The organism is Cellulophaga baltica 18 (assembly GCF_000468615.2).
Lineage (GTDB): Bacteria > Bacteroidota > Bacteroidia > Flavobacteriales > Flavobacteriaceae > Cellulophaga > Cellulophaga baltica.
Genome location: NZ_CP009976.1, coordinates 1 through 24,769 on the forward strand (window position 1 = coordinate 1; position 24,769 = coordinate 24,769).

At 36.5% G+C, this 24,769-nt stretch carries 12 protein-coding genes; all 12 read right to left on the reverse strand.

What is annotated here, in order from left to right; translation table 11 throughout:
- Nucleotides 1-11: 11 nt before the first annotated feature.
- The 12 genes from M666_RS00005 to M666_RS00060 all read right to left on the reverse strand — a co-directional run bounded on the left by M666_RS00005 (nt 12) and on the right by M666_RS00060 (nt 24,686).
- Nucleotides 12-4,190: a hybrid sensor histidine kinase/response regulator transcription factor gene (locus M666_RS00005; protein ID WP_029445486.1), complete on the reverse strand. Its 4,179-nt coding sequence runs from the start codon at nt 4,188-4,190 to the stop codon at nt 12-14.
- Between the two features lie 78 nt (nt 4,191-4,268).
- Nucleotides 4,269-6,680, reverse strand: a complete 2,412-nt coding sequence (locus tag M666_RS00010; protein ID WP_029445485.1) for a glycoside hydrolase family 3 N-terminal domain-containing protein — start codon at nt 6,678-6,680, stop codon at nt 4,269-4,271.
- 12 nt (nt 6,681-6,692) lie between these two features.
- Nucleotides 6,693-8,324 (reverse strand): GH39 family glycosyl hydrolase, encoded by a 1,632-nt coding sequence (locus M666_RS00015; RefSeq protein ID WP_029445484.1) that lies wholly within the window; start codon nt 8,322-8,324, stop codon nt 6,693-6,695.
- A gap of 67 nt (nt 8,325-8,391) precedes the next feature.
- Nucleotides 8,392-10,236, reverse strand: a complete 1,845-nt coding sequence (locus tag M666_RS00020) for an arylsulfatase (RefSeq protein WP_052206632.1) — start codon at nt 10,234-10,236, stop codon at nt 8,392-8,394.
- A gap of 38 nt (nt 10,237-10,274) precedes the next feature.
- Nucleotides 10,275-11,696, reverse strand: a complete 1,422-nt coding sequence (locus M666_RS00025; protein WP_029445482.1) for a hypothetical protein — start codon at nt 11,694-11,696, stop codon at nt 10,275-10,277.
- Between the two features lie 18 nt (nt 11,697-11,714).
- Complete coding sequence (locus M666_RS00030) at nt 11,715-14,216, reverse strand: glycoside hydrolase family 95 protein (RefSeq protein WP_029445481.1); 2,502 nt, start codon at nt 14,214-14,216, stop codon at nt 11,715-11,717.
- Nucleotides 14,217-14,265: 49 nt separating this feature from the next.
- Nucleotides 14,266-15,720: a sulfatase-like hydrolase/transferase gene (locus tag M666_RS00035; RefSeq protein ID WP_029445480.1), complete on the reverse strand. Its 1,455-nt coding sequence runs from the start codon at nt 15,718-15,720 to the stop codon at nt 14,266-14,268.
- Between the two features lie 20 nt (nt 15,721-15,740).
- Complete coding sequence (locus tag M666_RS00040) at nt 15,741-17,237, reverse strand: sulfatase family protein (RefSeq protein ID WP_039324844.1); 1,497 nt, start codon at nt 17,235-17,237, stop codon at nt 15,741-15,743.
- A 283-nt stretch (nt 17,238-17,520) separates the two neighbouring features.
- On the reverse strand, nt 17,521-19,464 hold the full coding sequence (locus M666_RS00045) for a hypothetical protein (protein ID WP_039326151.1): 1,944 nt from the start codon (nt 19,462-19,464) through the stop codon (nt 17,521-17,523).
- A gap of 79 nt (nt 19,465-19,543) precedes the next feature.
- The gene (locus M666_RS00050; protein WP_052206633.1) at nt 19,544-22,276 is read right to left on the reverse strand and encodes an endo-acting ulvan lysase-like protein; all 2,733 of its coding nucleotides are present in this window, start codon (nt 22,274-22,276) and stop codon (nt 19,544-19,546) included.
- Nucleotides 22,277-22,284: 8 nt separating this feature from the next.
- Nucleotides 22,285-23,013 (reverse strand): SGNH/GDSL hydrolase family protein, encoded by a 729-nt coding sequence (locus M666_RS19840; RefSeq protein WP_029445476.1) that lies wholly within the window; start codon nt 23,011-23,013, stop codon nt 22,285-22,287.
- Nucleotides 23,014-23,021: 8 nt separating this feature from the next.
- Entirely contained in the window at nt 23,022-24,686 is a 1,665-nt protein-coding gene (locus M666_RS00060; RefSeq protein WP_029445475.1) for an FAD-dependent oxidoreductase, read from the reverse strand.
- Nucleotides 24,687-24,769 lie beyond the last annotated feature (83 nt).

A 24,769-nucleotide genomic window follows, 5' to 3' on the forward strand; every position in this document is an offset into this window, starting at 1 on the left:
AAGCTAGTTGGTTATTCGGTTTCTTTTTTATGCTGCTCTATATATTCCGAGGGTGTGACGTTGAATAACTCACGGAAGGTTTTACTGAAATAAGCAGTAGAATTAAACCCTGAGAGGTGCGTAACTTCTTTTATGGAATATTTATTCTGAACCAAAAGATCTGAAGCATAGCGTAGACGTATCGTTCTAATAAAATAACTAGGATTGTTCCCTGTTAAAGAATTTATTTTCCGATATAACTGAGACCTTCCAATACCCATTTCCTTTAATAAGTCTTCTTGTTTAAAGTCTACATCACTAATATTATTTACAATAATCTTTGTGGCTTTATCTAAAAATATTTCGTCAATATTATTAGTAGTAACCTCACTTGATGGAAACACGCCTCCTATTTCTGCAAATCTTTTTCGCAGTCTTTTTTTGGTTTCTAATAAATTTTTAATCCTTGCTTTTAATACTGCAGTTACAAAAGGTTTGGCTATATACCCATCGGCACCACTATCATACCCGGCAATTCTATCATCTTCTAAGGTTCTAGCCGTAAGAAGAATTATAGGAATATGGCAGGTTTCAAATTCACGCTTTAAGGCTTTACACATTTCAAACCCATCCATTTTTGGCATCATTACATCACTAATAATAATATCTGGGTAATATTTCTTTACCATTTTTAAACCTTCCTCACCATTTACAGCTTCTTTTACCTCATAATTAGCAATAAGGTCGTTTTTCAAATGGACTCTAAGCTCTTTATTATCTTCTACCAAAAGTAAGATAGGTAACTTAACTGTACTTCCATCCTGTACTACAGGTGGTTCTGTATCCTGAGTGTTCGCGATAGACATTTCATAATCTACGGAGTTCATTGAATTGATTAAAAACTCATTTTTTACATTCTTCACCACCTCGGGCTCTGCTTCTATATCCAAAGGCAAACGCACCACGAACTTACTTCCCTTAAGATATTCGCTTTCTACAAAAATTTCACCTCCATGAAGCTCTACTAAGGCTTTGGTAAAGTTTAAACCTATTCCTGTTCCTGTTTTGGTAACATCAACATTGTAAAAACGTGAAAAGATATTTTTCAACTGTTCTTTATTCAGCCCAACGCCTGTATCTTTTACAATGATCTCTAGATAATTTTCACCCTCATTTTTTTTGAATAACAACAGGTTGGTATTGGCTTTATCTACTTTCACCTCATTAATAAAAACAGATATTTCACCTCCGTAATCGGTGAATTTTATAGCATTAGAAATTAGATTCGTGATGATTTTTTCTAGCTTATCAAAATCAAATAAGGAAGTAATATGCTTTGATTCTGTTATAAATTGATATTCAATACTTTTCTTTGCTGCTAAGCCCTTAAACAAAGCGAAAATATCACCGCAGAATTTCACCGCATCTCCATTTTCTAATTGTAAAGGTGCCATTCCTACATCCATTTTTCGATAATCTAAAAGTTGATTTACTAAATGCAATAGTCTTCTGGCACTACGTTGAATAGAAATTGCAGATTCTTTTATAACATCAGGATCTGTATTGAAACTAGACAGTATTTTATCAACAGGATTTAAGATTAAAGTAAGCGGTGTTCTAAATTCATGAGACACATTTACAAAGAACTCTAGCTTTAATTGATCTAACTCATGTTCCTGAGCTTCTTGGACCTTTTGCGTATAATACCGCATAATTACCCAAATAATTAAAGCCCCAATAATACCATAAATTAAATACGCCCACCAAGTACTCCATGGTGGAGAAGTAATTTTAAACTTGAATTTAGTAGATTTTGCGGCCTCCCATTGACCATCAATTGAAGCCATAACTTCAAACTCATATTCTCCTGGTACGAGGTTAGAGTAATTCACTTCTCTCCTGTTCCCTACATTTACAAAGTCCTTATCTAGCCCATTCATTTTATACATGTACTGAACCTGCTCTGGATTTTCTAAGTAGAGTGCTAAAAACTCAAACGAGATGTAGTTTTCATTATGTCGTAAAGAAAGACTTTCTATTTCTTCAATAGACTGTTTTAATAACACCCTGTTATTTATGGTATCGCCTACAACAATATTTTTATTATATAACTTGAGTGCTGTTATTTTTGGCGCCAAAACTAGTGGTGTTTTTACCGCAATATCTTTAGGATTAAAAATATTAAATCCGTTTAAACCACCAATAATAATACGCCCATCTGACGTTTTTTCTATAGACTTACTTTGGTATTCTGTACCTTGAAGACCATCATGAATATTGAAATTTTTAAACTTATTTGTTTTTATGTTGAGGGTTGAAAGTCCGCTTTTAGTTGTAATCCAAAAGTTATGGTTATCATCTTCTTTGATACCCACCACAAAGTTATTTGGGAGTCCGTTTTGAGAAGAAAACGACTTCATTAGTGTTAAGTTCTCATCTAACTTATAGATGCCACTATCGGTACCTATCCAAATGTTACCAAGATGATCTTCTGTGATATAATTTATATTATTGGCCTCAATACCCCTTTCTTTCACTTCTGAAAAGGTAATATCTTCTGGAGTAAAATCTTTTAAATCATCTAATTCAAGATAATTAAGCCCTAAGGAGGTCCCTACCAAAAGTCTGTTTTTTGAATCGATATAGAGACAAAAAACAAAATTACTCAATAAGTTATTTTCTAGATTTGAAGTGTTTTTATAGTTGTGAAACTTTTCTGTATTAGGGTCAAACAAACTTAAACCTTCTGTTCTTAGCCCTAACCACAATCTATTTTTTGAATCTTCTACCCCCGTCCATACCGAGTTTTGCCCAATAGAATAAGGATTTTCTTCATCATGATAAAACCGTTCTACAGTATTAGTATCTGGATTAAACTTATTTAACCCACCGTCTAAAGTACAAATCCAAATACTACCATCATGAGTTTCAAACGTATATAATATTTTATTGGAACTTATTGTATTGTTGTCTTTAGGGTCATGACCAAAATGTTCAAACGAATTATTTTTTTCATCAAACAAGTTTAGTCCCCCTTCATAGGTAGACAACCATATTCTGCCTTTAGAATCTTGCAAAACAGACTGTACAATTTTTTCGCTCAACCCTTTTGGATTATCTGGTTGATAGTAGTAGTGCCCAAAAGAATACAATGACGGATCTAATTTACTAACTCCTCTATCATAACTTCCTATCCAGAAAACCCCATTAGAATCTTCAATAATTTTAGAAGGCTTATCATTCGCTAAAGAGAAAGAATTGGAGAGATTATTTTCAATATGCTTCTTTATTTTACCTTCCTTTTTATCATATAAAAATATCCCATGCCCGTCTGTAGATATCCAAAACAAACCTTCTTTATCTTGATAAAAATCTCTTACCGCTATATGCTCGTCTACGAGAGACAAATGCCTAAAATTATTCTCTTTTTTATTCCATACAATAAGATTGGACAAATCATTTCCTATCCAAAAATCATCATCATGATCAATGAAAACCAATTTATGAATATGATTTAGCTCGTAGGGCTGGTTGTTAGAGATAAAAACACGTTCAAAATTATCACGCTCAGGATTATACCTATTAAGGTGTTGACCACTTGTTCCTACCCAAATGGTATTATTTTTATCTTTCGTAAGTACATACACATTGTTGTTATCAATAGAATGTAAATTGGATTGATCATGTATGTAGTATGAAAATTTTAAGGCTTCAGTATCATTGGTATGCGCTCCTAATAAAATTTTAATTACTCCGGTATTGGTGGCAACCCAAAGTGTATTGTTTTCCTCATCAAAAAGTAAATCATTAATAATTTTACGAGGGTTATTGGTTAAAGAAACTTGTTTGTAAAGATTAATTCGTGTAAAATTATTCCGTTTTTTATTAAAAAGATTTAATCCATTGTTGGTGCCTATCCACAGATTACCGTTCTTATCTTCTTGGATCGCATTAATTCTACTGTTACTTATGGAAGTAGTATCATTTAAAATTGATCTGTATATTTCAAACTCATACCCGTTGTATTTATTAAGTCCGTCTATAGTTCCAAACCATAAAAAACCTTCCGTATCTTGGTATAATTCTAAGCAAGTACTACTAGAAAGACCATCTACAGTATCTAAATTCTCAAACTTTAAGTTATTGAATTGACCTATAGAAAATTGAAAGATACAGCAGCAAATAAGTGTGAAATATACTTTTATATTCATTTACATTACGTTACAATAATTTTAAAAATCGATATTAAAATCAACTAAGAAAGCTACTTTCCTAAAAACATAAAACTACTAATTTATAATTTCAAATTCTTCTTTCAATCTAATATCTACAGAAGAAGCTCCTATGTTTATTTCAAAAGCGCCAGGTTCTACCTTGAAGTTCATGTTTTTATCTAATATAGCTAAATCATCTGGTTCTAGAGTGAAGTTTACTTTCTTGGATTCTCCAGGCTTTAAATGAATCCGTTCAAAACCACGAAGCTGGGATTCATAGGTCGTCACGCTACTAACTTTGTCTTTTATATATAACTGCACCACCTCATCTCCGGCGACACTACCGGTGTTTTTTATCACACAAGACACCTTGATTTCTCCTTGTGATTGTTTGCTTTTTTGATGTACTATAATATTTGAATACTCAAAAGAAGTATAACTCAACCCATAACCAAAAGGGTACAAAGCACCCAATACGCGCGTATTTCCGGAACCATTAGGTCCTGAACTTGGTTGTCCGGCCTGAGATCCTGGTTTAAAAGGAAAGTTTAACGGAATTTGCCCAACAGATTTAGGAAAAGTAACGCTTAGTTTGCCTCCTGGATTGTACTCCCCAAATAATGTTTCTGCAATAACCTCTCCTGCAGCAGTACTAGGAAACCAAGCTTCTAAAATAGCCGGTATAAATTTATTTTCCCAATTTATAGTAAGTGGTTGTCCATTAATTAAGACGAGAATTACAGGCTTCCCTGTGGCATATAACGCTTGAACCAATTCAAATTGTCTGCCTGGCAATCCTAAGCTTGTTCGGGACATTGTTTCTCCTACGCGCTTATCATCTTCACCTACCACTGCTATAATAACATCAGATTGTTTGGCTTTTTCTACTGCTGCGGCAATACTTGCCTCTTCATCTTCAGATAATGGCATAGGAATAATTTCACTCTCTGGCCAATTAGCATCTACCACATCACATCCTTTTTGGTAGGTTACGGTAGCTTTTCCTGCTGCATATTTTTTTATGCCCTGATACACTGATGTAGATGGGTTTTCTGCAGGTCCGTATCTACTATATGTGAAATTTACTTCATCTGCTAGGGGGCCAGTAACCAGTATGTTCTTAAGCTTAGAAATATCTAACGGTAAGGTATTATTCTCGTTTTTTAAAAGGACTAGAGACTCCCTATTTATTTGCTTTGAAAATTCCTCATCTGCTTTGGTATGCACGAGGTCATCAGATGCTTTTGGGTTTTCTACATAAGGCTGATCAAAAAGTCCCAACTGAAATTTAACTTTCAATACCTCTGAAACTCGCAAATCAATTGTTTTCATTGCTATTTTACCTTCTTGGATTAAGGCTCTTAAAGGTTCTATAAAAGATTCTGGCGTTCTAAAGGTGGTCCGCACATTTAACCCTGCTTCTACTACTTGCCTTACGCCTTCTTTGTAATCTTCTGCTACATGATGCTTTTCAAAAACGTATTCTACCGCTTCACTATCCGAAACAACATAGCCGTCAAAGCCATATTTTTCTCTTAACAATTCTGTCAAAAAATAATGACTGGCTGTAATGGGCACGCCATCATAATCATTATAACTACTCATAACCCCCATTGGCGAAGCCTCTTCAATGACACGCTTAAATGGATATAAGTGCAACTGATGCATTTCTCTTGGCGCTACATGCGGATCTGTACGTGCATCACCATCTCTGGCTCCCTTAGGAATACTGTATACTGCAAAATGCTTTAGCGTTGAAGCTACATTTTGTGATTGCAGCCCTAAGGTCATTTGTTTGCCCATCTCTGCAATATGAAAGGGTTCTTCTCCGTAACATTCTAAAACTCTCCCCCATCGCGGATCTCTAGCCACATCTAATATGGGGGCATAAATGTTGGTATATCCTAAAGCTTTTGCTTCTCTACCAACGATGGTTCCTGCTTTGTACACTAGATCTTTGTTCCAAGTACTTCCTATACCTATAGGAGCCGGTAATGGCGTTGCTTTTTTATGGCATAAACCATGAACACCCTCATTGGTAAAATCTACAGGAATTCCCATTCTAGTTTCTTCTATAAACCATTTCTGCACTTTATTGATCGCTTCTGCATGTGTGCTGTAAGGAAAAGAATATGGTGTTTGAGTTTTAGGCTGATTCCAAATAGTATTTAAGTGTTCATCAATATTGGCAATCCCGTCTTTCCATATCTCGTTTTTCCAATTTTCTGTAGGTAATTCATCTGCTAAAACACGAGAGAATCCATAAAGAGTAGCCATTTGACAGGTTTTTTCTTCTACATTCATCAAAGAAACCAAATTTGCAACCCTAGCATCAATAGTCGCTTTAGGATTTTCGTAAACATCCATGATGCCATTTTTATTAAAATCAATCCAGCCTTTATGATATATCTTCGGTTGTTCCTTTTTAGTAGAAAGTGATAACAGTAGAATACTAGATGCGATGAACACTATTGATGTATATTTCATTTTATAGTCTCCTTAATTTACTTGTTTGATTAATACTAAACTCCATGGTTTTAGTTCGCGATTTATAGAAATATTACCTTTTGTATCTGCGTATACAAATTCTGTTTTAAGAGCGTTTGCATAGGCTTTCATCACTTTTATTTCTTCTCTAGTCGGTGGTTCTGGTCTCCCCATATCTTCCCAAAAATTATGAATATTGCCATGATCTTTATCTAAGGTTTCGATTTTAAACATGGTTCCAGGCTTTAAATTTGATAAGCTGAAATGCAACTGCTTTACGCTACCATTTTCTCGTTTATCAGCTCCTGATGGAACGGCATTTAAATATTCCTCTGGATAATTATAGGCGATAGCAGCTATAGTATTAGTCTTTGTGTTTTTACTTACAAAGAGATAATCATTTTTATACAAACTCACATCTCCTAATTCATGCAGCATCCTGTAAGCATGGTAGGATGGTTTTACTAGGCCTTGATAATTTATCATTCCAAAACCACCATGAAAAATACTTGCTGCCCCACCTTTCTCTTCAAAAATATCAGTGAATGTCCAAAAAGCTAGCGAATTGGTTAAGCCAATACAATCAAGATTCGTTTTTACAATATACGCGGCAGCGGGTAACCTATCATGCATATCATCTCTACTACTAGGACTGGTGTTCCATTCCGTAAGGTGAATTTCTGCATTTGGATAAGCACTTTTTGCTATCGTAGCGTTCAACCATTCTAAATCTTCTTTTGTTGAATCTGCATATCTAGTAAGTCCCTTTCCTTTTCCTGTTTCAGGATTAAAAGCATAATCTGTGGGATAAGGGTGCGTACTCACAAAATCTACGGGAAGTTTTTCTTTTTCGCAATAGCTCAAAAAATCTTCTATCCAGACGCCGTGCCATTGTAAGCTATTGATATCCTTTGAACTGAAGACCTCATCAGATGCCTTATCATTAGTTATTTCTCCATCAAAACGAGTATCTGGCACAAAATTACTTGTTGATGGCCCACCAACTCGCAAGGAACTATTTACAGATTTTATAGCTAAAAACGACTGTTTATACAATTCGAAATATTGCGATTTTGTACCGTCCCAAAATAAAGGGTATAAATTAGGTTCATTCCAAACTTCAAAATACCATGTAGCTACTTCTTCTATTCCATACCTAGCAACACAATGTTCGGTGAAGGCTTTTACTAAAAGGTGCCACTGTTCAAAAGTTCCATCCGTTGGCGTAATATTTGCCTTCCACCAGAAAACAGTCTTTGAGTTTTCGGCAGCCATACTTGAAGGTAAAAATGCCAATTCTACAAAGGGCTTCACTTTTAAATCTAACATCCGGTCAAAAACATCATCTATATATTGCCAATTGTATTTTAATGCACCTTTTTCTTCTACAATTGGAAACATATCATCATGGAACAGTCCATGAAACCGTACGTACTCAAATCCACAATTTTCTTGTACCTGTTCCAGTTGCTCTAACCAACCCGCACGCAATGCTTCATTGGCACGACCTGCTCCCACACTCTTACTCCAAAAATGATCAAATTTGACCCCCTCTTGATGGGTGTCAATTGTGATTTTTTGAGCATTTACTGCACTCCAGCAGCAAAATAAAATTGATATACTTATAAATTTAAATAGGTTCATTGTTGATGTTTTATAGCTAATTCATACTTCCAAATACGAGGCAACGGCTAGAAAAATAGCCAATCTTTTATTCCATTAGTTTTTCTACGGTTACGTAATAGGCACCAAGTTCTTTCTCATTATCAAGCGTAAACCAAGTTTGAAGTTGCGACTCACCCGCTTTTAAAGCTACCGTGAATTCTACAAATTCCGCATTAGGATCTACCAGGGTACGCTGTTCTTGATCCTGAACTTTGATTCTAGCATTTTTTATGCTAAGTGCTTTACTCTTCACACTTTCTCTAACCGTTGTTCCTGCTAATGTTGGCCGTACTGGGGCAATGCCATTTAACGGTAAATGAGTTTCCACAGGCCAGCGACGTAGTTTTACATTGTAGATCCCACTTTCTGCTACTTTTACCAACCAATAGCCATTATCTAAATAGCCTTGTCTAATATGCCTTTGGTGCCACGGACTTGCCACCGCGGTAGTATGCCAATCATGACCATGTAAGGTCGTTGGGTTATCTGTTGGATTGCCCACAATAATGTATGGTTCATCTTTATAAGTAGGAGCTATCTCATTCCACCAAGTATTATATTCGACCTTAAATGCCGCTAATTTTTCAGGAAATTGATCGGCAACATTGGTGCGTTGTTCTGGATCTGTACTTAAATCATAAAGTTCCGTTCCATTTATTAATCGCCAATCGCCTTTCATAAAAGCTGTTCTTCTCCAAGGTTCTGGAACTTCAATCCGTTGAGAATTGGTGATCACCACACGGTCTTTAAATTCTTCATTTTTCCCATCCATTAAAGGCTTCAAACTCTTTCCGTCAAATTTCAAATCTTCTTTAAGGTTTAAACCACATAAATCTATTAAGGTGGGTGCTATATCATAATGCGCCGTTAATTCATTAATATCTGTACCAGTGGTTATACCTCCGTCTTTCCAATGAATAAAAAGTGGCACTCGGTGACCTCCTTCATACATACTTGCCTTTATACCGCGCATCCCTGCATTGTATCCTTTATCGGTAAACCCATCTAATCTATCGCCCCCTTGTTCAATCTTAGCACCTGCAGAGGTGCCGTTATCAGTCGTAAATATTAAAATGGTGTTATCCATCAAATCAATTTCTTTTAAATAGGCTACAAGCTTGCCTATGTTTTCATCTACATTAGCAATAAGGCCATAAAACGCAGCATTAGGTACATTTTCATTATCCTTATAAGGATCTGAATATTTGTTTGCTACAAAATAGGGGGTGTGTGCGGCATTAGTAGATAAATAACAGAAGAAAGGTTTATTGTTCTTCTTATTTTCTTCCATGTATTTCTTAGCATTATCAAACCATATATCGGTACAGAAACCCTTAAATTTTTCTAGTTTGCCATTGTGCGTATAGGTATCATCAAAATAATCATTATCCCAATAATCCATAGTTTGTTCTACTCCGCCCCCACCGTGTACTAATACTTCTTCAAACCCTTTATCTTGCGGACGAAAAGGGTAGTTATCTCCCAAATGCCATTTTCCAAAAATTCCTGTAGCATAGCCATTCTCTTTAAACACTTGAGCAATGGTTGTTTCGCGTTCTAATAACAAAGAACGTCCGTTTACCGTATGCCAAACTCCTGCTCTATTCGAATGATGCCCTGTCATTAGTGCTGCTCTAGTTGGCGCGCAAGTAGGCGACACGTGGTATTGTGTAAATCGCGCACTTTCATCATAAAGTGCATCAATATTTGGTGTTTTTAACACCGCATTTCCTAGGCGTCCAATATCACCATAACCTTGATCATCTACCACAAGCAGAATTACATTTGGTTTTTGAGGTAGTTCTTGAACAGATTCACATGAGAAGAAGCTCCCGAAACAAAGAAGAGCAATACTACTGAGTACTATATTTTTTATAGGTGATACACACATATTTTTATTTTTTCGATATTAAGTTGAGTTGGTTTTATTTAGTTATTAACCTTGTTTTTCTTCCCTAAATCTGTAACAACACCTAAGGATTGTCCGCTAACCTCAGTGCTTTTTTCTGATAATAATAAAGGATAATGGGTAAGGTTTTGAATTTCAAAATTCGATGCTTTGAAATTGTTTTGATCTGGTAGATTGCCGTGCAATAGTCGAATGTTATTTTTATCACCACCTACTTTAATTTTCAATCCTAATTTTGCTCCTTCGTCTGAGCCTCTTAGTAGAATATTATGACCGCTACCTCCAATATAAGCAACACTGCCCGAGCCGTTCATATACGGTAAGCTTGATGCTAAAATGGTAATATCTGCATTGTAGTTTTCATCAGTTTCATAGGTAGAAGTGTATACGGGACCATAGGTACAATCTGCCCTGCAATTAACCACATCACCAGAACCCAGAGAAAAACCATTTTCGCAAGCAATAGCGGTACAGCCTTCTACATATTTTTTACCTGTAGCATGCGCTATTGTAACACCTGTTCGCATATATTTAACGGTACAGTTTAATACGGTAGGATTTGAGGTTCCTCTGGCATAAAACTTTCCATCAATACTCGTTTCTCCTGCATTGTAGGCACGGATGCCTGCTTCTCCTGTACTCAGCATATAGCCCGCCGGAAGTTTATAACCCCAGACCGTCATAAAATCGACCTTATCTGCTGGAGTTCCCGTTCCTTTTTCTGCTAAAATATCATCTGTAGAACGCATTTCGCCTTCTACATAACACCCTTCAATTAAAGGGTTGCTAGCAGCTTGCATAAAAATACAATGCCCGTAACTTCGGTGTATAAAACTAGAGTTTTTAAGATGATTAGATTCCCCGCGAATTAAACATGCACTATGCTTTTGATGTGGAATAACCGTTGCTCCACCCTTACCAAAGGCATCTCCATAGCCATATGGATAAGAACCTTTTGTAGTTACATTAAAGCCTTCAATTCTATTATGTGCACCATCCATTACAATATTACATGCTCTTCGTGTTGGGCTATCATAAACAGAGCCCACATCTACTAAAGTTAGATTTTTTAGTACATTACTATTTCCTAAGATTTGTATTTCATAAACTTCCACATTGCCAAAGGCCGCAAAAACCTTCGTTTCAATATTAAGTGTTACTCCTGTAAAATCATACGTACTTTTATTACCTTCAAACAGCAACAGTACCTTACTAAGATTTTTAATTTTTGTTTCTTGCTGATATAGTCCATTCTCAACATCTTTTACTGTTATGGAATATACGCCTGGCGCTAGCTTTACATCTACATTATCGTCATCTAAATAGGGAATTAATTCACTTAAAGAATGTACGGTTACTTGCGCATTGCTATTTGAAAATAGCAAGAACAAGAATCCTACTACACCTAATTTAGTTACTGAAATTATCTTTTCTGTCCACATATATTTTGTTCTGTTTGGTTATTTTTTAATCAATACAATTTCTTGACCTATTGTTGTTGGAATATCATACACGTAGGTTGGTTTAAGTTCTAAGCTCTTTGATATTACTGTTTTAGAAACTAAGGCTTTTTTAGTTTTTGGGGTTTGATAAAATGGATTTTGGTTAATCTCCTGAGCAGTCATTAAGTCTTTCTCATCTTCAAATTTGAGTTCATTATAGGAACGGATTCTGCAATTACCCCCTAAAGTCGATTTTATAACCGCTTTTACGAGAACGCCATCTTTCCACTGTAAATCAATAATCTCAAAACCACCACGAGCCCTCAACCCTCTTACATCACCTGTTTTCCAAACATCCGGTAGTGCAGGAAGTAAGTGAATAGCACTATCATGACTTTGCACTAACATTTCTGTCAAACCAGAAGTAAAACCAAAATTTCCATCAATTTGAAATGGCGGATGTGCATCTAACATATTCGCGTACGTACCACCCCCTTTTGGCGAATCTGGTCTGCCCACTAATTTAATTTGATCTCCCATTAATTTGTAGGCATGATTACCATCTAACAATCGCGCCCATAAATTTATTTTCCAATTCATAGACCAACCCGTAGAAGGGTCTCCCCTTTGAATTAAAGTATTTCTTGCCGCTTCAAACAATTCTGGATTTCTATAGGGAGACATTAAATTTGATGGGTATAAGCCATATAAATGAGAAACGTGACGGTGTTTATCTTCCGGATCATCTACATCCTGCATCCATTCCTGCAATTGATTGTATTGACCAACCTGCATTGGAGGTAATTTAGGAAGTGTCTGTTCTATTCTTTGTATGAGTTCTTTATCGGTATCTAATAATTTAGCAGCGGCTACGGTTTTTGTTAGTAGATCAAAAACCAGCTGATTATCCATGGTGGTACCTGCTGCTATATTTACTGATTTATCGCGCCCCTTAGGACCATGTTCCGGAGAAATTGTTGGTGAGATAATCAGCCATCCATTTGTTGGTTCTTCAATTAAAAAACTCAAACAAAACTCTGCTGCGCCTTTCATCGCTGGATACACAGAACTTAAATAGTTTACATCGCCATTGAACATGTATTTCTCCCAAAGATGCTGACTTAACCAAGTGCCACCCGTTGGCCACATGCCCCAAGTAGCACCATCTACAGGACCTGTAATACGCCAAATATCTGTATTATGATGTGTTACCCATCCCTCTGCTCCATACATATCGGCCGCTGTTTTTTGACCCGTAACCGAAAGCTCTTTTACTAAATCGATTAAAGGGTCGTGCATTTCCGAAAGGTTCGTCACCTCCGATGGCCAATAATTCATTTGAGTGTTAATATTCACCGTATACGCACTCTTCCAAGGTGGTGTTAAATCTTTACACCAAAGGCCTTGTAAATTTGCGGCTTGCCGACCTGGTTGTGACGAAGAAATTAATAGATACCTGCCAAATTGAAAATACAATGCGGCTAAGGAAGGATCAAAACCTGTACTAAAATTTTTAATCCTGATGTCCGTAGTATTTTTAGCCGCTTCAGATTTTCCTAAATTTAAGCGTACCCGATTAAAATAGTTCTTGTAAAAAGAAGTATGATCATCTACTAACTGCTTATAATCTTTCTTTTCTGCTTCAATGATATAGGCTTCTGCTTTTTTATGCGGATCTGCACTAAGGTCCTGGTAGTTCACAAAATTTGTAGCAATAGAAAGGTATAGGGTTACGCTGTTTGCTTTTGAAACTACTAATTGATTGTTCGTTGAAGCAATTTTCCCGCCATCTTGAACAATTTTAATTCTAGTATCAAATTCTACTTGACCTTTAATCGCCGGACTTTCTGCAGGTAAACGTTTATTTTTATTATCACTGCTCCACCCTGTCATTACTAAAACATTATTATTCTCAGTAGATACATTCACCTTTGAAGGTTCGGGGCGATCCATAGTTGCTGAAAAACTAATTTTACCTTTTTTACTGGCCGATAGTTTTATAATCAAAACTTGATCTGTAAACGAAGTAAATAGCTCTCGTTTAAATTCAACACCATCCACGGTGTATGTAATCGTATTTACAGCATTTTCTAGATCTAATACTCTGCTATAATTGTCGAAAGTTTTATGTCCTGGAAAATTAAACCTTAAATTACCTACGGTTTCATAAGGCATTCCTGCTGAAGTTTCCGAAATAAACTTTTCATTGGCCAGTTTATGTGCTTCAGAATATTTACCCTCAAATAAAAGTGTTCTAATTTTTGGAAGTGCTTCTTTTGCTTTCGGGTTGTCATTTCTATGTGGGCCACCCGCCCAAAGCGTATTTTCATTTAATTGAATATTTTCATGTGCTGGGTTTCCAAAAACCATTGCTCCTAAACGGCCATTACCTATAGGCAAGGCTTCATTCCAATCTGATGCCGGTGCATCATACCATAGTTTTAGGTCCTTGCTTTCTTGAGAGAAACATGTTCCTAAACCTACTCCCCAAAAAAGTAATAAGGCAATTTTTAATTTCATCTCTGTATTCATTTTCCGTAACTATAGGTACTTCGAAAATTTATTCTTTTTAATCTCGTATCCAAATATGGCTATCCGCTAGTAATTCTTCATATTCTCTTTTTAGCTTTTTACGCATCTCCTTATATTTCTTTCCGCTTTCTGATGCTACATCTGTAGTTTCACTAGCATCGTCTTTTAAATTGTACAGTATAAAATCGGTTAGCTTACTTTCTTTTACAAAAGCTTCATTACCATCATAGACATTAAATATTTTAGGCAGATAGTTGCCCTTATTTTTCAGCTGTGCCATTATTTTCCAATCCCCATCTCTCATGGCTATGACATGATCATTTTCGGCATTGTAAAAACTCCACAACAAGGGTTTCTCTCTCTCGATATTTCCAGTTTGGAGAAACGATTGCATAGACTGCCCGTCTAATGCATTTTCTGGTAGCGCTGCACCCGATAATTCACAGAATGTAGGCATAAAATCAAGCGCTGAAATCACCGCATCAGAGGTTCCTGTAAACGTTGGTTTGCCCAACCATTTTATAACACAAGGCACTTTAAACCCTGCTTCATTGGTCCATAGTTTCATCCCTTTCAATGCGCCAGGAGAACCATAAGACCTATAGGCCTTTTCATAACGCATAAGTGTTTCCGGACCATTATCTGAAGTAAAAATTACAATGGTATTTTCTGAATGATTTTTCTCTAAATAGTCCATCATTCGGCCAACGGCCAAATCTACATTTTCCACATTAGCAAAAAACTGAGCTTCATTTTCATTTTTAGCTACTGGAAGGTATTTGTTTACTAATTCTTGTGGAGACTCTACAGGCACATGAGGCTCATGGAAGGTTACCTGCAAGAAAAAAGGTTTCTTATCTTCTTTTTTATCGAGCCATTGTAAAGCTTCATCTACCACAATCTGACTACTGAAACCTGCTACTTCTCCTACTTTTTCTCCATTACGAACAAAATTCTTAGGGTTCTTATGACTAGGAGCGGCATTGTTGTGTGTAGCAAACCAATGATCAAAACCAAAGTGACTAGGTTTAGGTTGCTCCTCCGAATTGAAAAGAGAGCTACAATGCCATTTCCCGACTAAGCAAGTGGCATAGCCTACAGATTTTAATCGAGCTGGAATAGTTTCTTCATCTGCTTGCAGGTGTACCATATCTCTATTATCATCTCTTTTTTTATTTCCCCCAATAATAAAATCATAGATCCCTGCTCTATTTGGACTTCGACCCGTTAAAAGCCCAACTCTTGAAGGAGAACATACTGGTGCTGCGGCATAAAAATTAGTTAGTTTAATGCCTTCTGCTGCCAATTGATCAATATTTGGTGTTTCAATAAATGGATGGCCGTAAGATGATAAATCGCCGTACCCCAAATCATCACATAAAAAAACGACAATATTAGGTTGCTCGTTTTGCGAATATCCATTATTTGAAATGCTGAAATACACTAAAAATAGTGTTACTATCCCCATCAATTTATAAGCCTTTACTTCCATTACTTTCTTTGTATTATCAATTATTTATCGCTAGCACTACTTGGCGTTTCTGTTTGATTCCATAAACGATATGGATCTTCATTCTCAATCATTTGCTCCAGTAGCAATTGCTCCATCTCCGCCAATTTATCTGCGTATTCAGGATTCTCCGCTAAATCTGTTTCCATTGCTCCTGTTTTTTGGTGCTCTGGAAGGAATTCATTTGGATTTGCTTTTAAATTAAATAGTTGTGTTTCTCGTACAGCACCATCCATTACATCATACTTTATTAATTTCCAATCTCCTTTTTTCACACTTCGCATCCCTGGTTTTGTTCCTCCCGCATATACGCCATACATCACCTCACGTACTGTTTCTTTTTCCCCTTTTAGAACCGGCACAAAACTTTTCCCTTCTACTGTTTCTGGAATTTCTATGCCTGCCAAATCACATAACGTAGGCAATACATCTAGTAAATAAATATTTCCTTGCACTCTTTTATTTGCGGTAATTCCAGGGCCTTTAATCATAAATGGGACACGCCAGGTATGCTCATATAAGTTCTGCTTTCCCATTAATCCATGGCGCCCAATAGACATTCCATGATCTGAAGTATATATTACATAGGTACGCTCCAATTCGCCCGTTTCTTTAAGCCTAGCAAGTACTTTTTGTAATTGGTTGTCTATATTTTCATCACAAGCATACTCCCGACCTAACTCATTTCTAACGGTATTTTCATCTCTATTTTTCCACACCCCACTTACGCGTTCTTCATCACGTAATTCCGGGTGTCCATGAAAAAAAGGATGCTCCGCAAGATAGTTTTCTTGTAAAACCGGCTGCTTTACATTTGCTGGCGGTAATGAGCTTTCATCCTTATGATTGGTCGCTCCGTATTTTGATAAAAGTTCTGGAGTGCCATTTCTAGTATCATGTGGGTGAGAGAAACCGAAATAGATAAAAAAGGGATTCGTTTCTTTCTCTTCTTCTCTAGTTGCTAAATAATCAAGTACTTGTTTAGAATGCCAAGCACTACCAGATTCTTCTGTTCCACCTCTTTTGGTAGCATCATGAACAACAGTAAACTGCTTATTTGCGCCAGGATAAGAGTTGCCAACCTTACAGGTTCTCATGGTTTTGTATCCAGCCCTATTAAAAATAGCGCCTATGGTTTGTTCATCTAAAGGGTTCGGAGCTGTATTATCTTGAAATTCTGCACTTGGTGGTAAATGCCATACAGTGCGGCCGGTCATGATCATATGCCGTGAAGGAGTACAAACTGCTCCGTTCATAGAGCCCATATTATAGGCTCCGTCAAAAACAGTCCCTTCATTTGCTAATTGATTTATGGTGGGGGTTTCCAGAATGGAAGCACCGTCATACACCTGTAAATCAAAAGGGGATTGATCGTCAACAAGAACAAATAAAAAATTAGGTTTCTTCTCTATAGTTGTCTTTTTCTCTTCCTTACAAGAGAAGCTTGTAACTAGTAGTACCGTTAATCCTAATTTATACAGGAACATCATTTTATTCATCAGAAAATTATTTGAGTATTAGTTGGTATTAGAGAATTACTTTAGGAACAGCCAATTTTCACATCAAACCTGCAGCTCACAAAAGAGTAATCCTATCCTGCTTGAAATAATCACAACGGATGTATTCCAAGGTTTAAACTTACATTCAAAACTTCTTCAAATCCACCAATTTTAAAACTGACATTGATACTTTTTTTGCCATACTCTTAAAATAGAAGCATATTTAGAAGATAATGTCAATTTTTAAGCAATGAAATTTTACAAATGGTAAAAATAGTAGTTGCTATAATGGCGTATAGGTAATTGTGATTTTCCCTTTTTTAATTGGTTTTACAAAATCGATTCCAATTCTATACGCTATACCTCCTTCTCTTAAATGCACAACAGGTACTTTCTCATCCGTAATTTTTAATACGCCCTGTTTGCTCTTAATTTCAACTTTTAATTTCTGATGTTCAGAAGTTAATACCACAGTATGGTCATCTATGAATTCATACTGTGAATAGGTCATTATTGCCGTGCCAAAAGAGATAGGCACATTACTTACAACATCCTCCTCTATACTTATTTTTCCCGCTCCTTCTTTATCATTTAGTATCGTTCTCGTCAGAGATTTTAATAGTGGCATAGCATAGGCTGATTTGAGATCCATTACCACCTTATCAATAGTATCTTCAAAGACCGTTTCTATAATTTTTCCTTCAAACGCCCTACCATTAGCTTGTAGTGTATTATTTACTATTGGCACAGGGTGTCCCCATGAACTACGAGCTTTATTGTCTGGCGAAAATGACCCTGCTATGTACGAAGGTGCTCCAATATCGCCAGTCATAAAATCTTCACCTAGAACGATACTATAGGTACCTACATCACTATGGTTATGATTTTCAGCATTATGCCCGGCTTTAAGCGCTATTGAAAAAGGCACTTTCTGTTTTCCTCGTGAAATGACCATTCCAAAATCATCAAAATACGTGTGCCCTTTTAAGCCCGTTTCTTGTTTTGAAGTGGTTTCTTCTACGCTAAAAAGCATTGGATTATTCCACACCATGATTTGCTCTACAGCTTCTTCCATTCTAATTTCTGATGGTTTCTTCGCTCCATAATATTTAGAAGACAAGACCTCAGCAAAATTACTTCCAGCACTTTTTATATGTGAAACACCATCAGAAAAAGGAGCACACGTACCCTTCTGTATTTCAAAATGCTCTGGAAAATTTCCTACCCGCTTTAATTTCTCTGGATTATCAAACGCAAATAAATTTATTTTCCCATCGGTATAATCGGACAGCATTTGTGCCAAATACAAATAATGGCTGAAACCGTAACCCCAATATCCTAAGCCTTCTGAGCAATACCCATCGGCACCAAAGCCACTCAAATAATACTTCATACTGTTTATTGCTGACCCAATAGCCGCCACACGTTCTTCTGAACTGTCAGAATTTGTAATGGTGACCAAAATAGACCCACTTGTGCAGACTGAATTCCAATTACTCGTACCATTAAGCCAATGATTGTTTTCATCGGGCACTTTACAACTTTGTAAATAATTATCGGTAATACGCCATTGCAATTGTTCTTTTATAGCATCACGCATAGCCTCAGAAAGCTCATCTTCTAAGAGTGCTGATGCCAATGCCAATACCCCTCCAAATTTTCGTGCACCTAAATCAATTGACACACGCCTGCCTTCAAGAACACCATTTTCAGCATCATCATGGTTAGGATGTAACCATGACTTCATATCTAGAATAGCCTGTATATACGTATGTATTTGTGGAACAAACCGCCCCTTATTTTCTAAACATTCTGCCAATATAAAATGCTCTAAACGCTCCATGGTTCGGTAATACCTGGGCTTATATATTCCTCTATTCCCTTCTTTATTCGCACGTTTATAAATCTCATCGGAAATAGGTACTTCCGGAGCTTTAGATAACATAGTCAATGCTTCCTGTACATATGCCTTTCCTGATGGTGTTGCGGCAATGGCATTCCAATACACCCGATCAGAACCTGCAGGTGCTGGTTTGTATGCTCTAGTTGGTATCACTTTTTTAAGCATTTCTAGCTGCCTTGCTGACGGGTAAATTGTTTCACCGTCCGCATGTTTTAAAAATTCGCGTATATCTAAGGGCGCTTCTTTTTGAGTTGTAGCACTAAATACCAAGGTAAAAGAACATAAGAAACTCAAGCAGATAACTAGGGCTTTCTTTTTTTTCATATCTATATTATTTGTTCTCATACAACACCCTCTTCATTTAGTTGATCCATTTCATTCTAGAAATCCAATACTAATAGTATTAATCTAATTGGACAGAGCGATATGCTCCAACCGCAAATTGCTTTTCTTTTTTATCGTGTGTGATGGTTACTGGAACTTCATTATTTAAAAACAATTTTCCTGCTTTAATTTCAAGAACTACATTCCCCCTTTTATTTGTTGCTATCTTATACCCCTTAGCGGTAAGTTCTGTTCCGTTTCCTAAAAATAAAATGATATCCTTATTTTTTTCTTGACCCACTAAAGCATAGGCTGCATCAGTAGCTGTCCCTTTATATTTTGCTATTTTATTTTCTGTTGATGAAAAAACAAAATCTTCTCTTCCCGATTTATGCACTACATGAAGACCTACAAAATCTGTGCTCCCATGTTCATCTTCAAAACCTGAAATAGTAGCAACACTTTTTCCTTCACTAGACGTGAATGGTTCATAAACCGAAGCAAAAGGCTTGTTCCAGGCCTCACCATGTTGCCTTGCTGCAAGAGTCAAATAAGGTGCCTCACTAACATCATACGGTATTTTTTTATTGTATTTAAATGCTTTATTAGGAGGAGATTTAATGGTAAACACTTCACGCCCTTCCGTACCTTTCATCCAAAGGTTCATAAAAACATCTTCTTCACCCTCAGGCATATCTATTTTCCATTCTGCCTGATAATCTTCATTTGTGAGAACAGATTTTTTATCCCACATATAATCAAAGGCATATAAATGACCTCCCGCAAAACCCATTTCTTCACTTGGCTTTAATTCTAATGGATTCCCATTGGCATCACTCACGTGCATACTTTGTCCTAGATTATGATAGAAATAGTCATGAAACTTATCGCCACCACGTTGTTTTTTAGAACGAAAAATATCTACGTAATACCCTGTACTTTCTCCGGTTTTGATAATACTCACCAACCTGCTTTGATCACTGCGACTTTCTGGCTCTAAAAAGAATACATCTGAATACGTAATAGCTTTATAAAACCCTTCTTTTTCTTCTGATTTTGGATACTGCCCCACTAAATCAAAGGCATGGTTACTCAACATTTCGGTATACGAAGAGGTACCGTCTACCATTACCGTATTATGAGCAGGAAACTGTGAGTAATATTCTAAATAAATAGGCTGAAGATAATTAGCACCCTTGCCTGGATCTGCTCCTTGCACAAATCCTTTTCCATACAATTCCATATTAATACCATTGGCATGCATATGGTTTCCTAATGATCCGTTTAACGATACCATCATCCCATCTTTGCCTGTACCCATGCGTTGTACCTGCCAACTGACATTAGGAGCATAAAAAGTTTGAGTTTTATAATCATCTATATTTCCTTTACCATACTTTGGATTCAACACCAGAGGTTTACTCGCAAAAAACGAAGCGATTTCGGCCTTTGGTTTATGCGTCTTTTCAGAATTCTCTACATCGTCATTGAACAAACGGTACAAACCTGTAAATTCTTCCTCTAATTTTGCGTCTTTATTTTTTTGAGCAATGCGGATCATATCACTCATAGCTTCTGTATCTAGTGGACCATAATAGCTATCTCCAAAAGCAACAATTTCACCATTCGGAAAAACATATTGTGGTAGCATTTTTACAGCTTTTTCCATTACAGGAGTATATGGCAGTATATTATGATCAAATGTATTGTCAAAATCTCTAATAAAATTGGTAAGACTCTTAGTTACGCCTATAGAATATCCAGGACATTCATTCCAAACACCATTACTTTCATCATAACCGTAGTCCATAAACTTGGTTAAAGACCATTGTCTTGCAGAAGTAACATTCAATATATAATTGATGTAGTATTCGCGCCCTTTTTTGTCTTCATAACTGCTATTATCTTGCAGCACCATCGCTGCTTTTAAAATGATATTTGCTTGATGAAGGTTCCAATTATTTTGAGGTACGCCATTTTTAATTACCAAATCTGTCCACTTTTTAATGGTCGTATCATACATACCAATCTTTTCCGGGTAATTTGCTTCAATATAAGGGTGCAAAAAATCATAGAGTTCTGCTATATCACTCAAAGTACCTTCGTGTATTACTTGAAAATTGGTGAGTCCCACAAGGGTTTGAATATGGCCATTTAAGATATCAATAGGTTCGCTTCTGTAAGACATACCCATCATATAGGTATCAAATAAATCAAAAGAAAACTTAGCAAACGCATCATCATTCTCTAACCAATACAGAAAAGCAGCTTCTTTACCTAAGCCTATTATCTCTCTATTAATTGAAATAATTATACCACCAGTCTCCGATTGCTCTGCCCACTCAAAAGGCTTACCTTCTTTAGTTCGGTTTGGTAAGTATAACCCACGCGGGTCATCCATATAAGGCAAAATATCTTCCAAAGCGGGTTTACCATAAGGGGTAGCAGAATTTCGAGATCCTGTAAACCGTACTGTAGGCACAGGAGCTTCCCCATCTGCATGAGAATAATCTACCCCATTAACGTAAACATTGGTTGCTTTTGTTTTCCAATACATTTGCAAACGGGAAACCATCCATTCTGGATCATCAACATGGCGCTCTACATGGGTATCTATTCGTTTATGAATACCTGATAATACCTCTTTGGCCCAGGCTTCTTTCTTAAGGGTCTTTTGTAAATCCTTTTTTTCATCTTGTGTGACATACAGACGAGGGTATCCTGATTCTTGACTTTTAGGAAGCGGAATCTGTGCTTGAGACCAGCTCGCGAAAGAAATAAAGACTAGTAATGCTAGTGTATTTTTAATCATCGTTAATGCTATTTTTTTAATTCGAAATGTTCAAGTATTAGTTTTTGAAGTACTGCAGGATAACTTTCTCCAATCACGGCACCTCCCTTTTTTAATCCTGCTCCAAAGGTTAATGAATCTCCAAAGCAAATTACCTTCTGGTTTTTCTGAAGCAAATCATTGCTTTCTAAGGCGGTAAAAATTGATTGTGCTAACATTTTATATCCTAATGCCGTTAAATGAACTCCATCTTTTCGAGTACTATTCTTTTCATTACGGATCACCAAATCTTCATTATGTTGCGGCAAATCTAGGTTCACAAATTCTTGATATACGTCTACAAAATCAACATTAAATTCATTCGCTAATCTCATCATCACAACGCGAACCGTATCTAATTTTACATTCGGTAGTTCCCTAAATAATTTTCTATCATGCCTCTCAAATAGATAGGTACTATCTACTGTAGGTGGTGCTACTAAAAGTACTTTTGAACTTCTATTTTTTATCGCTTTTATCAGCGTACTTAAATTCTCTTCATAGGTGGAATAGGATATCATTTTTTTAGAATTCAACATATCATTTGTACCCACCATAATGATAACCACATCTGGTTGTTGCTCAAGTACATCGTGCTCTAGTCTGTTTAAAAGGTTTGAAGTAGTATTACCACTAACCCCTGCATTTATAACTTGAGCTTGGGCGGTTAAGCTGAAAGCACACCATAAAATTAGTATCGTAGTTATTTTTAACTTCATAAGAACCTTTAATCTTTAGGCGTTGAAAATTCTAAGACTTGACCATCTTTCTGTAATACCTTACGTAAGGTGCCATAAGAAATATCATGGAGGTTCTTATTATCTTCCAAAGCCAAACCTGCTAAGGTACCTGCACTCTGCCCTAAGATCATAAAAACAGGTTCCATTCTGATAGAACCAAAAGCAATATGCGAACTTGAAACTGCCGCAGGAACCAATAAGTTTTTACACTCTTCTTCTTTAGGAAGTATTGTTCCTAAATGTATTTGGTAGGGCTCTTCTGCATCAATCCCCAAATCACCTTCATTTTGTACATAACCCTCTTTGGTAATGTAGCGTTGTGCATTATGTGAATCCATCGTGTAAGACCCCATTCCTATGGATTGATTTACTTTATTTTTTCCTAATATTTCATTTTCTGTCATTACAAATTTTCCAATCATACGTCTTGCTTCCCGCACATAGATTTGATACGGCCAATGGCCATTATCTGCAAATTCATCTTTTGCTAATCCCCATTTTTTTATACTTGTTCTAAATCTTTCTGGCACACTTTCATCATGGCCCCAGAAATAAAGTAAGCCTTTGTGGTATGCAATGTGCTCGTCTAAAATTTCTTTTCTTTTCTCGTAAGATGCTTCAGGGTATTCATAGTTCATTCCTATATTATCGGAACTAAACGGACCTACATTATTTACATCTCGCTTCATATTTGGTATTTTACCTCCGCCAAACATAGAATATCGGCCGGACTCAAAAACTCTTCTCAGTAATTCATACTGAGCAGGGTCATAATTCTCTGGCTTTTCAAAAGGAACAACATTACCTTCTGCATTGGTAGTACACAACCTATAATTGTAGGCTTGTACTCTATGATCTCCAGAACCTTGCTCTCCTGGATCTTCTGTTGAGATTCTTGGCAGTATGCCACTAGTTGGATCGCCAGGTATCACATAAGGACTTATTTTACGATCGCCAAAATTATGACTGTGATGAAATTCTTCTTTCTGCACGCCATTCCATTTCTCATTATAAACACTGTTTGCTTCTCTGCCTACATGATATTTTACCCCTGCTGCCGCCATAAGATCTCCTTCATAAGTAGCATCAATAAATATTTTAGCTTTATACGTAGTCCCATCTAACATCGTTATGGAAACAATTTTACCTTTTTCCATTTTAACGCCACTCTCACGGTCTAGCCATTTGTCCCGTAATATTTCAATTTGATTCTCTTTTACAAAATTTTCAAAAATGTTTTCAGCTACATGTGGTTCAAACGTCCACATGGTTTTTAAGTCATCATCTATAGCCGTGGTTCCTTGCGCTATGTTTCCATAATCTGTTTTAGGCTGCCAGTTCCACGCCTCCTTATTTTGATAATGGGCATAGACCTCTTCATAAAACTCTTTTGATATACCACCGATGACTCTTTTATTTCCAAGATCTGTAAACCCCAAGCCACTAGAAGAGAGTCCGCCTATATGTTTTTCAGGGCACACCACTAAGACCGACTTTCCCATTCGTTTTAATTGTATCGCAGAGGCAATCGCCGCTGATGTGCCACCATAAATAATTACATCTGCCTTGTATGTTTTAGGTGTATCATTAGCTGATAAAAAGCTGCTAAAAGAAACGAATAGCACAAAAAATAATAGGCTTGATTTTTTCATTTTCAAAAGGTTTGATGTTTTTTTGTTTGATGTCATTAGATAACTTCTGAGGGTTCATCGAAGCTTCTCTCAAAAGCATTAGA